16 protein-coding genes are annotated in these 13183 nt (G+C 61.2%); 9 read left to right on the top strand and 7 right to left on the bottom strand.

Going from position 1 to position 13183, the window contains the following annotated elements; translation table 11 throughout:
- Both AADA04_RS09515 and AADA04_RS09510 read left to right on the top strand, forming a co-directional pair.
- On the top strand, positions 1 to 1528 hold a 1528-nt coding region (locus tag AADA04_RS09515; protein WP_340693025.1), incomplete at its 5' end, for a S41 family peptidase.
- The gene (locus AADA04_RS09510) at positions 1525 to 1896 is read left to right on the top strand and encodes a hypothetical protein (RefSeq protein ID WP_340693024.1); all 372 of its coding nucleotides are present in this window, start codon (positions 1525 to 1527) and stop codon (positions 1894 to 1896) included. The genes AADA04_RS09515 and AADA04_RS09510, both read left to right, overlap by 4 nt.
- Before the next feature lie 24 nt (positions 1897 to 1920).
- Here AADA04_RS09510 and AADA04_RS09505 read toward each other — a convergent pair whose 3' ends face one another.
- Entirely contained in the window at positions 1921 to 2514 is a 594-nt protein-coding gene (locus AADA04_RS09505) for a hypothetical protein (RefSeq protein ID WP_340693023.1), read from the bottom strand.
- On the bottom strand, positions 2511 to 3851 hold the full coding sequence (locus AADA04_RS09500) for a dihydroorotase (protein ID WP_340693022.1): 1341 nt from the start codon (positions 3849 to 3851) through the stop codon (positions 2511 to 2513). Before AADA04_RS09500 ends, AADA04_RS09505 begins: the two co-directional genes overlap by 4 nt.
- Before the next feature lie 112 nt (positions 3852 to 3963).
- Between AADA04_RS09500 and AADA04_RS09495 the strand changes: the two genes are divergently transcribed.
- From AADA04_RS09495 to AADA04_RS09475, 5 genes are all read left to right on the top strand, one after another.
- Positions 3964 to 4524, top strand: a complete 561-nt coding sequence (locus AADA04_RS09495) for a biotin transporter BioY (protein ID WP_340693021.1) — start codon at positions 3964 to 3966, stop codon at positions 4522 to 4524.
- Between the two features lie 9 nt (positions 4525 to 4533).
- The gene (locus tag AADA04_RS09490; protein WP_340693020.1) at positions 4534 to 5343 is read left to right on the top strand and encodes a hypothetical protein; all 810 of its coding nucleotides are present in this window, start codon (positions 4534 to 4536) and stop codon (positions 5341 to 5343) included.
- On the top strand, positions 5336 to 5914 hold the full coding sequence (locus AADA04_RS09485; RefSeq protein WP_340693019.1) for a DNA-3-methyladenine glycosylase I: 579 nt from the start codon (positions 5336 to 5338) through the stop codon (positions 5912 to 5914). The genes AADA04_RS09490 and AADA04_RS09485 overlap by 8 nt, the downstream gene beginning before the upstream one ends.
- A gap of 2 nt (positions 5915 to 5916) precedes the next feature.
- Positions 5917 to 6225 (top strand): hypothetical protein, encoded by a 309-nt coding sequence (locus AADA04_RS09480; RefSeq protein ID WP_340693018.1) that lies wholly within the window; start codon positions 5917 to 5919, stop codon positions 6223 to 6225.
- A gap of 109 nt (positions 6226 to 6334) precedes the next feature.
- The gene (locus AADA04_RS09475) at positions 6335 to 7456 is read left to right on the top strand and encodes a beta-ketoacyl-ACP synthase III (protein WP_340693017.1); all 1122 of its coding nucleotides are present in this window, start codon (positions 6335 to 6337) and stop codon (positions 7454 to 7456) included.
- A gap of 9 nt (positions 7457 to 7465) precedes the next feature.
- On the opposite strand, the gene AADA04_RS09470 is transcribed toward AADA04_RS09475, so the two are convergent.
- The gene (locus tag AADA04_RS09470) at positions 7466 to 7615 is read right to left on the bottom strand and encodes a hypothetical protein (protein ID WP_340693016.1); all 150 of its coding nucleotides are present in this window, start codon (positions 7613 to 7615) and stop codon (positions 7466 to 7468) included.
- A gap of 175 nt (positions 7616 to 7790) precedes the next feature.
- Here AADA04_RS09470 and AADA04_RS09465 point away from each other — a divergent pair, with 175 nt between their 5' ends.
- Positions 7791 to 8417: an HD family hydrolase gene (locus AADA04_RS09465; protein WP_340693015.1), complete on the top strand. Its 627-nt coding sequence runs from the start codon at positions 7791 to 7793 to the stop codon at positions 8415 to 8417.
- A complete protein-coding gene (locus AADA04_RS09460; protein WP_340693014.1) occupies positions 8414 to 9358 on the top strand; it encodes an NAD regulator in 945 nt (314 codons plus the stop codon). The genes AADA04_RS09465 and AADA04_RS09460 overlap by 4 nt, the downstream gene beginning before the upstream one ends.
- On the opposite strand, the gene AADA04_RS09455 is transcribed toward AADA04_RS09460, so the two are convergent.
- From AADA04_RS09455 to lspA, 4 genes are all read right to left on the bottom strand, one after another.
- On the bottom strand, positions 9359 to 10750 hold the full coding sequence (locus AADA04_RS09455; protein ID WP_340693013.1) for a pitrilysin family protein: 1392 nt from the start codon (positions 10748 to 10750) through the stop codon (positions 9359 to 9361).
- Position 10751: 1 nt separating this feature from the next.
- Entirely contained in the window at positions 10752 to 12107 is a 1356-nt protein-coding gene (locus tag AADA04_RS09450; RefSeq protein WP_340693012.1) for a pitrilysin family protein, read from the bottom strand.
- A 46-nt stretch (positions 12108 to 12153) separates the two neighbouring features.
- Complete coding sequence (locus AADA04_RS09445) at positions 12154 to 12648, bottom strand: DUF3035 domain-containing protein (RefSeq protein WP_340693011.1); 495 nt, start codon at positions 12646 to 12648, stop codon at positions 12154 to 12156.
- A gap of 47 nt (positions 12649 to 12695) precedes the next feature.
- A partial coding sequence (gene lspA / locus AADA04_RS09440) for a signal peptidase II (protein ID WP_340693010.1) occupies positions 12696 to 13183 on the bottom strand: 488 nt, incomplete at its 5' end.

The raw sequence follows: 13183 nt of genomic DNA, 5'->3' as shown, positions 1-13183 counted from the left end.
GGGTGTTTATTCTTCGGCAAGCACCTTCTCGGACAAATGCGAGGTGGTCCGCACGGGCGTGGACATTGAAGGCAACCCTTTCCCCGACCAGGCCGGATCCCTGGCGCAGGAAATGTTCTGGCTGCGGTCATGGACGCACGAAACCTACCTTTGGCCAGATGAAGTCACGGACCAGAACCCGAACACTTTCACCGACCGCATTGCCTATTTCGACACACAGAAGACCTTCGCCACGACAGAGTCTGGCGAAAACAAGGACGATTTCCACTTCAATCAGCCTACCGAAGACTATCTCGAGCAACGAAACTCCACGGCACTGCCCGGATACGGTGCCACGTTCGCCGTGTTTTCGTCCACGCCGCCACGCGACATTCGCGTCCGTTATACAGAGCCAGGCTCGCCTGCAGCCGAAACTTCTCTTGGGCAGTCCAAGCTGGTGCGAGGCAGCCGTATCCTGCGGATAGACGGCATCGACGTCGTCAATGGCGCCTCCACGCAAGCGGAAGTCGACCAGTTGAACCGGGCGCTGTCTCCGCAGACCGTCGGCGAACAGCATGATTTCGTCGTGCGTGATCCGGGCAGCTCAACCGACCGCTCCATCTCGCTGGTCGCGGCCAACATCTCCCCCAAGCCCGTCAACCGATTCTCGACCATCGACACTCCGTCCGGCAAGGTCGGCTACGTCCTGTTCAACACGTTCAGCCCCTTCGCATCGGAAAAGGACATCGCCGACACAATCACGTCATTGAAGGCGTCCGGCATCAATGACCTGATCCTGGACCTGCGCTACAATGGCGGTGGCCTGCTCGCCGTCTCGTCCCAGCTCGGTTACATGGTTGCCGGGCAGGCGCGCACGCAAGGCAAGACATTCGAACAACTGCAATTCAATGCCGCCGCCGGCAGTCGCAACCCGGTCACCGGCACGTTCAATGACCCGGTTCCGTTCTATTCAACCGGGCTCGGCTTCTCACTCACCGATGGTCAACCGCTGCCGCAACTTGCCCTGCCCCGCGTCTATATCCTGACGACGGGCGGCACGTGCAGTGCCAGTGAAGCCCTGGTCAACGGCCTGCGCGGCGTCGACTTGGAAACGGTTCTCATCGGCGACACGACATGCGGCAAGCCGTTCGGATTCTATCCGGCATCGAATTGCGGCGAAACCTATTACAGCATCCAGTTCCAGGGCGTGAACCATAAGGGGTTCGGCGACTATACGGATGGCTTCACGCCGCAGAATTCATCCAGTGCCTTTGCGGTAAATACGCCAGGCTGTCAGGTTGCGGACGATTTCACCCGGGAACTCGGCGACACGAACGAAGCCCTGTTGGCTGCAGCCCTGCAGCATCGCCTCGATGGCAGCTGCCCGGCCCCGCCGCCAACAAGCCAGTCGCCCCTGAATGCGAGTATGAACATCGCGAACACCGCAACCACCGCAGGCGGGCCGCCGCTCGAATTGCCCGGGCAATCGCTCTCGGAAACCAATCGCGACATGAGCATGCCGCGCACGAAATGGAGTACCGGCCGATGACCAGACGCACGCCCCTTGTCTATATGATTGCCAGCCTGTCCCTGTTCGCCCTGCCAGCCTGCCAGACACATGCCGACATGACACCCGCGACGCTCACCACGGACGATGCTGCCAGTATCGCCAGTCTGAAGACCGCGCTAGCTGAGGCCATGGGGCGTGCCAACATTCAGATCGCAGAAGCAGACCTCGCCACAGCCACTCATGTCTCTGTCCTGCCGCCGCCGCCGGGAGAATTCGAGACGCATAGCGTAGCCATGCCGGTGGTGTTCGACATCGTCCTGGATGACGGCGTTTGCACACTGGTGCGCCGCGACACCGGCGAACGTCATGCGGCGCCCGGCCTGGCCTGTCGTCCCGCGAAAGGCTGACTGTCTTGCGGCTCTAGCAGGCGCTTAAGCCACGGTCTCGATAGCGGCGATGGACCGGGCGAGATTCGCCCGCGCCAGCGGTTCCCAATCTGCTCGGCACTGCGGCGTAAAATAAAGCTGCTCACGGTCCATGAAGGCTTTCAGGATCGCCAAGCGCCCCGTCCGGAACGCGTCATCGGAAACGAACGCATATTCCGCACGCACATCCCGCTCATATTGATCGAAGACCGGTGCCGGCGCGGCGAGTATGGACAGATCTATGTCGAGAAAGAGTGACACGTCGGCTGTGCCGCCTGCGCTCAATCCCTCCGGCACGAGGTGTCGCGCCGTCGCCCGGATGATCATGGCGGCAAACGCGATGTCTTCCGGCGGCAGATGGCCGACGGCATCCCGCTCCAGAAGCTGCGCGCTCTGTTCCTCATTGTCGGATGCGGTGGGATCGTAGATAGCATCATGCCAGTAGAGCGCCCAGAGCACCGGCTCGGGGCGATGGAAATGCGATTCCCACCGGCGGAAATGGGCAAGCAGCGCCGCGATATGCGCCCATGTATGATAGTGTCGTTGCCGCTCAGCATATCGGGCCCTGAGGGCCTCGATCAAGCCGGTCGACACACTCAAGCAGCAGGCTCCAGCGTCTCGTTGAAGCGCACCGGCTTGCCGCCGCCTTTGGCGACAATCTCGCCGTCGCGCATCACGAAACCGCCGCGCACGATGGTCGCCACCGGCCAGCCAGTCGCCTCGAAGCCGTCAAACGGGGTCCAGCCGCATTTCGACTTCGACCATTCCGCCGTAATCGTTTCCTTGCGTTTCAGGTCCACCACCGTGAAGTCGGCATGATAGCCCTCGGCGATGCGGCCCTTGTCGGCGAGGCCAAACACACGCTGCGGCCCGGCGCTGGTCAGTTCGACGAAACGCTGCAGCGACAGTTTCCCGTTATTCACATGTGTCAGCATGACCGGCACCATGGTCTGCACGCCCGGCATGCCGCTTGGGCTTGCAGGATAAGGCTGCGCCTTCTCCTCGATCGAGTGCGGCGCGTGGTCCGAGCCCATCACATCCACGATCCCGGCGTTCAGCGCGCGCCAGAGCGCATCGACATGGCGCTGCTCGCGGATCGGCGGGTTCATCTGGGCATAGCCCTTGAGCCGCTGGTAGGCTTCCGGCGCCACCAGTGTCAGGTGTTGCGGCAGGCATTCGACGCTCGCCACATCCTTGGCATCGCGCAACATCTCCAGCTCTTCCGCCGTCGTGATGTGCAAAACATGGATGCGTTTGCCGACCTTGCGGGCCAAGTTCAGCAACCGCCGCGTCGACATCACCGCCGTCTCGACATCGCGCACCACAGGGTGGCTCGTCCAGTCGCCGGTCACCGCTAGTTCGCGCCGTTCGGCGAGGCGGTATTCATCCTCGGAATGGAACGCCGCGCGCCGCTTGATCGCCCGCAGCACAGCTTCGACGCCCTCGTCATCATGCACCAGCAGGTCGCCAGTCGAAGCGCCCATGAATACTTTCACGCCGCAACAGCCCTGCGTCCGCTCCATTTCGGCCAGCAGGCCGACATTGTCGTGCGTCGCTCCGGCATAGAAGGCATGGTCGATATCCATCCGGCCCTTGGCCCGCTTCAGCTTGTCAGCCAGCATCTCGGGGCTCGTCGTCGAAGGGTTCGTGTTCGGCATCTCGAACACCGCCACCACGCCGCCAAGCGCCGCCGACCGTGCGCCGCTCTCAAGGTCTTCCTTCCATTCGAGGCCCGGCTCGCGGAAATGGACCTGGCTGTCGATTACGCCGGGCAGGATATGCAGCCCGCCCGCCTCATAAATCTCGTCCGCGCTGGCGGCTGACAGGTCGCCGATTTCCACAATTCGCTCGCCCCTCACGCCAATATCAACGCGGGCCTCGCCGCCGGGAGTGACAACGGTGCCGCCACGCAGGATCAGGTCAAATGTCTTGGTCATGCTCCCTATATGCTACCGCTTGCCCGGCATGTCATCCCGTGACGCTGCCGCAGCGCTTGACCTCACCCGTGCTGCACCGCACACACCGCGCTGAACAGAGACAGGAATCGCCATGAAACTCGCCAGCGCCCGGACCACCGCCCCTTCTGCCTTGCGTCCAATCGTCATCGGCCTGCTCGGAGTGGCTGCGCTGACGGCATCGTCCTATATCTCCGTCCCGATGTACCCGGTGCCGATAACGCTGCAGACAGTGGTTGTCCTGCTGATGGGCGCCCTGTTGGGCCCGCGCATGGGCGGCGCCATCGTCCTGTCATGGCTGGCCTTGTCGATGACTGGCGCACCTGTACTGGCTGACGGCAAGTCCGGACTTGTCGCCTTTGCCGGTCCAACAGCCGGCTATCTTGCCGCTTTCCCGCTGGCGGCTTTCCTCGCCGGCCACCTGCCCAAGGGTGACCGGTTCGCCGCCCACGGCCTGCGCCTTGCCGGCTTTCTCGGCCTTCACGCCCTGGTATTGACGCTTGGCTGGGCCTGGCTGTCGGGCTTTGTCGGCGCTGAAACCGCCTTCGCAGCAGGCGTTGTGCCCTTCCTGATCGGTGCGCTCCTGAAAAGCGGGCTCGCCACCGGAATCTATGCGGCATGGAAAGGCACTGACAAACAGGGTGGCGAGCACTAGGTTAGGCGCATGTCCAAACGCACCCTGCCCAATCGCTCAATCATTCGCCTGTCCGGTCCGGACATGCTGGCCCTGCTCGACCGCACGGTGACGCATTCAGTCGAGAACTGGAACACCGGCGAGATGCGCTACGGCGCCCTGCTCACGCCGCAGGGCAAGATCATTGCCGACTATCTCGCCATGCTGTCGCTCGACAACATCTATCTCGACGTTCACAGCGACGCCGCAGACGATCTCGAACGCCGGCTCAAACTGTTCCGGCTGCGCTCCGACGTCGTGATCGAACAACTCACGGACGACGTGGTTACCGAAGGAAGCTGGGTCGATGTGCGATCGACGCAACTGCCCCACCGCGCGATCTCGCCGATAGCCGAAATCGGCCTCGATATGCCGGATGACGAATGGCACGCCAAACGTATCGCGGCAGGCGTGCCGGAATGGGGCGCCGACTACCGCTCTTCGACAGTCTTCCCCACCGATGTGAACATGGATGTCATGGGCGGGATCGATTACAAGAAAGGCTGCTTCGTCGGCCAGGAAGTCGCCAGCCGCATGAAACGCAAGGGCAAGATCCGCAAGCGCACGCTGCCCGTCCATGGGGCCGGTCTGAAACGAGGGGGCGAAGTGCTCGCGGGCGGCTCCATTGGCACAGTCACCAGCGTGTCAGGCACATCAGGCCTCGCCCTGATCCGTACCGACCGGATGGTGTCCGCTGAATCTGCTGGTCACGCCTTCACCTGCGGCGGTCAGCCCGTCACGATTGACCGCCCGTCCTGGCTCGATCTCGAACTGATTGCCCTGACGGCCGCCAATGACTGACGCGCCCTATTGCGCCTGGGCCCCCATGAATGACGCGATTTACCGCGACTATCACGACACGGAATGGGGCGTGCCCGAACGCGACTCCCGCGCTCTCTGGGAGAAACTGCAGCTCGACGGCATGCAGGCCGGACTGTCGTGGATCACAATCCTGCGCAAGCGCGACTCGATCCGAGAGGAATTCGACGATTTCGAGCCTGAGCGCCTCGTCCGCTGGACACAGCCGCGCATCGAGAAAGCCCTGCAAAACCCCGGCATCATTCGCAGCCCGAAGAAGATCGAGGCTACCATCGGCAATGCCCGTGCTTTCCTCGACATGGCCGACGCGGGCGAAGACTTCTCCGCCTATTGCTGGGACTGGGTCGGCGGCAAGCCGATCGTGAACACATGGAAACACTTTCGCCAGGCCCCGACATTCACAGACTGGTCCACGGCCATGTCGAAAGACCTGAAAAAGCGCGGCTTCAAATTTGTCGGTCCGACGATTGTCTACGCATGGGCGCAGGCAGTTGGCATGGTGAATGACCATGATGTAACTTGCCCGCGTCACCAAGCTGTACAGGAGTGCTGAAGATGAAACGTCTCGCGATCACTGTCCTCGCCAGCCTGCCGCTCCTCGCGGCCTGCACGGCCACGTCAGGTCCCGAATATCGCAAACAGGTCGCCTGGAACCGATGCGCCAGTTCGCCCGGCCCTGAAGCCCGTGCTTCCTGCATAAAAACCCAGGTCGCGCTTTTGGAAGCCGCTGACCGGGCCAACGCTGAAAGCGTCAAGGCAAGGCAGGAAGACGCCGAAGATCGTCAGGCCAGGATCGAGGCACACGGCGTGCCCGCAGACAAAGCACAGCAAACGACCGATTCCGGCCTGACGTGGCCCAAGTAAACACTTGCATCTCGTCTCTCGACCCGATGCGCAACGCGGTTTACAGCTACCTCATTGAATAGGCTATCGTAAGAAGTGCGGACTCCACCGCGCTCATCCTGAGGGCAAGATGAAAACTGCAGTCATATCGGCGACCGGTCTCTGGACGCCACAGAACTCGATTTCCAACGAAGAACTTGTCGAAAGTTACAACGCATGGGCCGACAACTGGAATCTCGCCTATGCAGCCGAGATCGGCGCCGGCACCGTTGACCCGAAAACCCATTCCTCCGTCGAGTTCATTGAGAAGGCGTCCGGCATCAAGTCACGCTTCGTGATCGACAAGGAGGGCATCATCGATCCTGAAACGATGGCACCCCGCATCGATGAGCGCCCGAACGATCAGATTTCCGTCATGGCCGAGATGGCTGTACACGCCGCGCGCCAGGCACTTGAGCGCGCTGGCCGTAAGCCGGAAGACGTCGATGCCGTGATTTGCGCGGCCTCCAACATGCAGCGCGCCTATCCGGCGATGGCCGTCGAAGTTCAGGCCGCGCTCGGATGCGGCGGCTTCGCCTTCGACATGAACGTGGCGTGTTCGTCGGCGACGTTCGGCATCCAGACAGCCGCAGATTTCATCCGCAGCGGCAGCGCCAAATCGGTCCTCATGGTCAATCCGGAAATCTGTTCCGGTCACCTGAACTTCACTGACCGCGACAGCCACTTCATCTTCGGAGATGTCGCGACCGCAGTCCTCGTCGAGGAAGAAAGCATCGCGCCTGCCGGACACTGGAAAATCCTCGGCACCAAGCTCAAGACCCAGTTCTCCAATAATATCCGCAACAATTTCGGCTTCCTCAATCGTGCGGCACCGGAAGGCATCGGCGCACCGGACAAGCTGTTCGTGCAGGAAGGCCGCAAGGTTTTCCGCGAAGTCGTCCCGATGGTTGCCAACATGATCGGCGAACATCTGGGCGAGCTTGGCCTCGAAGGCACAGACTTGCGCCGCATGTGGCTGCATCAGGCAAATGCCAACATGAACCGCATGATCTCGTCGAAGGTCTTGGGACACGAAGCGAGCGATGACGAAAGCCCGACCGTTCTCGACACGTATGCCAATACATCCTCGGCAGGATCGATCATCGCCTTCCACAAGCATTCGGACGACTTCAAGCCCGGCGACAAGGGCCTGATCTGTTCGTTCGGTGCAGGTTATTCAGCTGGAACGGTGTTCGTAGAGAAAACCGCCTGAGACACGATACTATTCTTCGAGGTCTTCGGCGAACATGTCGCCCCAAAGGGCAATCCGGCTGGCGCGAACGGCTTCGACAACGACGATGATACAGCCGCCGAGCAACACGCAGAATGGCAGCGTCTGGCCGGAAATGAACTGTGTCATTGAATCGATCATGTCTGTTCCTTGCTCGGCCGCAAATCGTCGGCGGCCATTGGCGTGTGATATGCAATGGTTATGCCGCAAAGGACTTAACATGGCATTTGCCAATCGAGGCGGAAATGGGGTCACTTCGTAACTGGATCGCCTCGGTTTCTTTACCCTTGCTACCAATAGCTTAAAGATGGCCCGGATGAGCACCCAACCGAAGCGTTCTGTTAAACCTCCTCGCGTCTGGCAGCGCATGCTGTCGGGACGCCGGCTCGACCTTGCGCACCCCTCTCCCGTGGATGTCGAGATCGAGGACATTGCCCACGGCCTCGCCCGTGTGGCCCGCTGGAATGGCCAGACCAAGGGCGGTCACGCCTTCTCAGTGGCCGAACACTCGGTGATTGTCGAAGACCTCTGCTGCAAATTGGAACCAGGCCTGAATCCGCGCGATCGCCTGACGGCGCTGCTCCATGACAGCCCGGAATACGTCATCGGCGACATGATCTCGCCGTTCAAGACGCTGCTGGGCGAAAGCTACAAGTCGATCGAAGCGCGCCTGCAGGAAGCAATTCATATCCGGTTCGAGCTGGCGACCGTCACACCGATCAGACTGAAAAAACTGATCAAGAAAGCCGATCATATCTCGGCCTGGTTCGAAGCAGTCCAACTCGCCGGTTTCTCCGAGGAAGAATCGAACAAGCTGTTCGGCAAGCCGCCGGAAGGCGTTCACCTCACGCTGAAGCCGCTCTCAGTGCCTGCAGCGCAGGCGGCTTTCCTTGCGCGCTACGGACAATTGCACAATGATTTCGAAATGAGCAAACGGCGATGACCTATTCTGTCCTGATTGGCCTGTCTGCCGTTATGGTTGCCATCGAGGATGATGCGCCGCTCGTCCTGGTCAGCCAGCGCGACACCGGCGAAGACGCCCTGCCTTTCGGTCCATTCGACCCGGAACGCCACCGCACCTTTGACCTGTCGCTGCGCGGCTGGGTGCGGGAGCAAACCGGGTTTGAACTTGGATATGTCGAGCAGCTCTACACGTTCGGCGACAAGGACCGCGATACCCCCGAGGCCACCCTTACCGACACCCCGACCACCGCCCGCGTCATCTCTGTCGGCTATCTGGCCCTCATGCCCGAAGCCGCCCCCACCGATTCCCGGTTCGCGGCCCGCTGGCAGGGCTGGTACCGTTACTTCCCGTGGGAAGATCATCGACACGGGCGCCCGGCAATGATCGACGCTGAGCTCGCTCCCCACCTTTTCACATGGGCCGCCGGCAACACGCAGCGCCTCGACCGCGCCCGTATCGCCTTCGGTCTCGATAGTGCCCGCTGGGTCGAGGAACGCGTGCTGGAGCGCTACGAGCTGCTGTATGAAGCCGGGCTTGTCGCCGAATGCGCGCGCGATGCTGGCCTGCCCCAGCCTGCTGTCGCTTTCGGCGCCGCCATGGCCTCCGACCACCGCCGCATCCTCGCCACCGCCCTGTCGCGCCTGCGTGGCAAGATAAAATACCGGCCTGTCGTGTTCGAACTGCTGCCCGAGCGCTTCACACTCTCGGCCCTGCAGCGCACCGTTGAGGGTATACTCGGCCTCTCCCTGCACACGCAGAACTTCCGGCGTGCGCTGGAAAAAACGGGACTTGTCAAAGGCACAGGGCGGCTCGAGACCGGTACGGGCGGACGCCCGGCCGGACTCTACGAATTCTGCCGGGACTATGTCCGCGGGATCGCAGCGCCGGGCCTTGCGACACCGCGCAAGACCCAGGACTGACTATTCGATCCCTTCGGGCTCGCCAACGATGACGAATGTGAAATTGTCAGGCGACAGGTAGGCTTTCGCCACCCGGTTCACATCGTCCAATGTCACCGCTTTGATCTTCTCATTGCGCGTGTCGAAATAGTCGATGCCGAGTTCTTCCTGGCGTACGCCCATCATCTGGTCGGCAATCTTGGCATTGGAATCAAAGCCCAGCGCATAGGAACCGGTGAGATAAGCCTTGGCGTCGTCGAGTTCTTCCGGGGTCACGCCATCGGCGACGAATTGGTTCAGCTCATCATGTATCCCGGTCAGGAATTCGCCGGCGCTTTCGTTCTTGGTCTGGCCGCCGCCACTCCATGTGTCGAGATAATCCGAATTCGACAGGCTGGTATAGATGCCATAGGTCAGGCCCTTTTCGACACGTAGCGTCTTCATCAGGCGACTTTCGAATCCGCCGCCACCGACCGTGTAGTTAAGGACATAAGCGGTGAAGAAGTCCGGATCGTCGCGCTTGAGGCCCGGCGCTGAGAACGAGATCAGGCTTTGCGGTTGCGGCAGGTCGACCAGGATCGGTTCGGCTGGTGCCGCGGGCAGCGTAATGTCCGCCACGGCCTCAATCTCACTCGTGTCCGGCAGGCCCGCAACAGCCTTGTCGATCATCTGAGCAAGCTCCTCCGGCGTCACGGCCCCGACGGCCGTTACCAGCAGCCGGTCCTTGACCATCAGCTTTCGCATCTGCTCGCGCGCAAGCGCCGGGGTGAGCGCGGAAATGCTCTCCACGCTCGTCTGACGGGCATACGGATGGTCAGGATAGCGCGCATTGGCCATGGCTGTGCGGGCGAGCCAGTTCGGGCTCGTTTCACGTTGTTTGATGCCGATCAGGTTCTCGCGCTGGAATCGCTCGAACGGGCCGTCATCAAACCGCGGTGCGGCAAACGCCATCGCAATCAGTTCCATGGCGTCAGTTGAATTCTCGGTCAGCATGGAACTGGAACAGCTCGTCCAGTCATTGCCTGTCGAGCAACCGAAACTCATGTTCAACTCTTCCATCCGCGTCTGGAATGCCAGCGAGTCGAGATCGCCTGCGCCTTCATTCATGTTGTAGACGACCGAGTTCGACAGGCCTTCAAGGCCCTCGGGATCGGATGTCTCGCCGCCCCTCCACGCCATTTCCAGCGACAGGATCGGGATTGACGGTTCGGACACGAGCCAGACGGACACGCCGCCCGGCGTCACGAATTGCTGGATTTCGGCGAAGTCACCCTTGTGAACATCGACGACCATCTCCGGTTTGGTGACGGTTTCGACAAGGGCGTCCGGCGCCGGCGTCGGCAGGGGCTCGGAGACGCAGGCGGTCAGCGCGATCGCTGTTGCTGCGCCGAGGATCAGCTTCAGGTATGTCATCTCAAATGCCTCCTTCGGCTGGCACCAGTTCCGCTTCGATATAGTGCCGGTCTTCGCCGAACACTTTGCGCACGGCGGCAAGGGCCTCATCCGTGGTGATCGACCGGATCTCGTCGGGATAGTTCAGGATATCGTCCACCGTGCCACCAAGGGCCAGCGTCGACCCGAACGTGTTGGCCATCGCGGACTGGCTGTCGCGACCATAGATCGCCTGGGCCGCCAATGAATTGCGCGCACGCACCACCTCGGCGTCGGTGAATCCTTCGGCGAGAACCTCGCGCACCTTTGCCATCACCGCCGTGTCGAGGTCATCAAGCGACACGCCGTCGACAGGGCTCGCACTGATGATCGCCGGGCCCTCATCGTGCAGCGTGGTCCATGCATAAGTATTCACGTCGATGGCGACCTGCTCGTCTTCAACCAGCGCCTGGTAGAGACGGCTGGTCATGCCACCACCCAGAACGGACAGACCGACATCCAGAGCGTAGGATTCCCGCCTTTGGCGTGACTGTGACAGGCCTGAATAATATCGGCTCCAACTGGGCTGGCGAACCTTCGGATCGGCATGCACGATCAGCGAGTTCTCTGTGAGCAAGGGCACAGGCGCCCACTTGCGCGTCCCGTCCACTGTTCCAGTCGGGGCAATCTTTCCGTATGTTGCCTCGGCAAGTGTGCGGACTTCATCGGTGCTCACATCCCCGGCCACCACGAGAATTGCATTCTCGGGCGAATAATATTTCTTGTAGAAGGCCATGCCGTCTTCCGGCGTCAGGGCCGCGACCTCATCCATCTCGCCAATCACGGTGATCTCGTAGGGGTGACCCTTCCAGAGTGCAGACAGCACCTGTTCCTGCAGGATCGCGCCGGGATTGTTCTCGATGCGCTGGCGGCGTTCTTCCTTGACGACGTCGCGCTCGGAAATGAAGGGACCTTCGGGATCGTCATTGATCTTGAGATTGACCATCCGCTCGGCCTCGAGCTCCATCATCCTGCCCAGCTGCGGCTTCGCCACACGCTCGAAATAAGCGGTGTAATCCCAGCTCGTGAAGGCGTTCAGCTGCCCGCCATTGCGTTGCACGATCGTGGTGAATTCGTCAGGCCCGAGATTCTCGGTCTCCTTGAACATCACATGCTCGAACAGGTGGGCGAGGCCGGACTTGCCCTCAGCCTCGTCAACAGCGCCGACTTTGTACCAGACCATGTGCGTGACAACCGGTGCGCGGTGATCGGGCACCACGACAACCTCCATGCCATTGTCGAGCGTGAAGGTCTCTGGCGCCCACGCGGCCTCCTCAGCCATCGCACCCGGGCACAATAGAGCGACCGCAAGCAGCCCTCCGGTGATAATCCGTTTCATGGGCATGCTTCCTCTATTCGTCTCTACTGTCGGTTGTTTGGCGTAATCAGGTTCCCGGCAGTTTCAGGCGAGCCGATCCGCTGGCCTTCTCGATGACGACATCGCCGCCACCTGTGGCATTGTCCGCCCGGGCGGCTTCCACGTCTTCCGGATTGTCATTGCGCCAGAAGAGCAGTTTATCGACGACTCCGGACGACTTCCGGATCGTCTTGGTCGCTTCATAGTCAACCTGAGAGCGGACCAACGGGTTCACGGCATTCGCGCCCGCTGACGCCACAAGGGCGCGTTCAGACTTGCTGGCATCCTTGCCGACTGTCGTACCAAAGGCGGTTGCCACTTCGGTGCGGTTCGGATCGACTTCTGCCGGCAGCGAGCCGCCAGCTGGTGGCGGGCGCAACGCATATTCCGGCGGAATAATCAGCGGCGCCTTGGTCACGACGCGAAACTCGTCAGGCGTGCGCGCGCCGCCACTGCCGGAACTGCAGGCGCTCGTTACTGCCAAGGCAGCCCCAGCTGCGATCAAAAGAACAGGTTTCATCATGATAGGGCGTCCTCGCCTCGGGTTGGCATCGGTTTTAATACTCATATTCAGGCCTTAGCCTGCTTTCGACCCGACAGTAAGAACTGGTCGACAAACAGCAAGACCGCTCCAACACTAATCGCAGCATCGGCCACATTGAAGACCCATGGGAAAAACAGGGCATTTGCGTCGATAAAGTCGACCACGGCGCCGAATCGCACCCGGTCGATCAGGTTCCCGAAGGCGCCCCCAACAACCAGTGCCAGCGACAGTTTGAGCAGGCGTCCGTCAGCGCGCAGCAGCCAGACCAAGAATCCCAGCGCGATCACCAGCATCACGCCCGCAAGCACCCAGCGCATGATCCCTTCGGATTGCAGGAAACCGTAGCTCATGCCCCGGTTCCACAACATGCTGAGATCAATCGGACCCGGCATGGCCACCGACCCACAACTGCGCGGAAAATCAAGACACTCCAACGCATTAAAGCGCGGATCATTGAGGATCGCCCATTTGCTCAACTGATCGGCCAGAACCGTCACAGGGATCGGGGCCAAAG

The organism is Hyphomonas sp. (assembly GCF_037969335.1).
GTDB lineage: Bacteria > Pseudomonadota > Alphaproteobacteria > Caulobacterales > Hyphomonadaceae > Hyphomonas.
Note: the sequence above shows the minus strand (reverse complement) of the source record. Positions and strands in the feature narration are given on the sequence as shown.

Bases quoted from the DNA above. Each gene is read 5' to 3' on its own strand.
- AADA04_RS09485 (WP_340693019.1), top strand. From the start codon at position 5,336: ATGACTGACGCGCCCTATTGCGCCTGGGCCCCCATGAATGACGCGATT.
- AADA04_RS09455 (WP_340693013.1), bottom strand. From the start codon at position 10,750: ATGACATACCTGAAGCTGATCCTCGGCGCAGCAACAGCGATCGCGCTG.
- AADA04_RS09445 (WP_340693011.1), bottom strand. From the start codon at position 12,648: ATGATGAAACCTGTTCTTTTGATCGCAGCTGGGGCTGCCTTGGCAGTA.
- AADA04_RS09465 (WP_340693015.1), top strand. From the start codon at position 7,791: ATGAGCACCCAACCGAAGCGTTCTGTTAAACCTCCTCGCGTCTGGCAG.
- AADA04_RS09500 (WP_340693022.1), bottom strand. From the start codon at position 3,851: ATGACCAAGACATTTGACCTGATCCTGCGTGGCGGCACCGTTGTCACT.
- AADA04_RS09470 (WP_340693016.1), bottom strand. From the start codon at position 7,615: ATGATCGATTCAATGACACAGTTCATTTCCGGCCAGACGCTGCCATTC.
- AADA04_RS09495 (WP_340693021.1), top strand. From the start codon at position 3,964: ATGAAACTCGCCAGCGCCCGGACCACCGCCCCTTCTGCCTTGCGTCCA.
- AADA04_RS09450 (WP_340693012.1), bottom strand. From the start codon at position 12,107: ATGAAACGGATTATCACCGGAGGGCTGCTTGCGGTCGCTCTATTGTGC.
- AADA04_RS09480 (WP_340693018.1), top strand. From the start codon at position 5,917: ATGAAACGTCTCGCGATCACTGTCCTCGCCAGCCTGCCGCTCCTCGCG.
- AADA04_RS09490 (WP_340693020.1), top strand. From the start codon at position 4,534: ATGTCCAAACGCACCCTGCCCAATCGCTCAATCATTCGCCTGTCCGGT.
- AADA04_RS09460 (WP_340693014.1), top strand. From the start codon at position 8,414: ATGACCTATTCTGTCCTGATTGGCCTGTCTGCCGTTATGGTTGCCATC.
- AADA04_RS09475 (WP_340693017.1), top strand. From the start codon at position 6,335: ATGAAAACTGCAGTCATATCGGCGACCGGTCTCTGGACGCCACAGAAC.
- AADA04_RS09510 (WP_340693024.1), top strand. From the start codon at position 1,525: ATGACCAGACGCACGCCCCTTGTCTATATGATTGCCAGCCTGTCCCTG.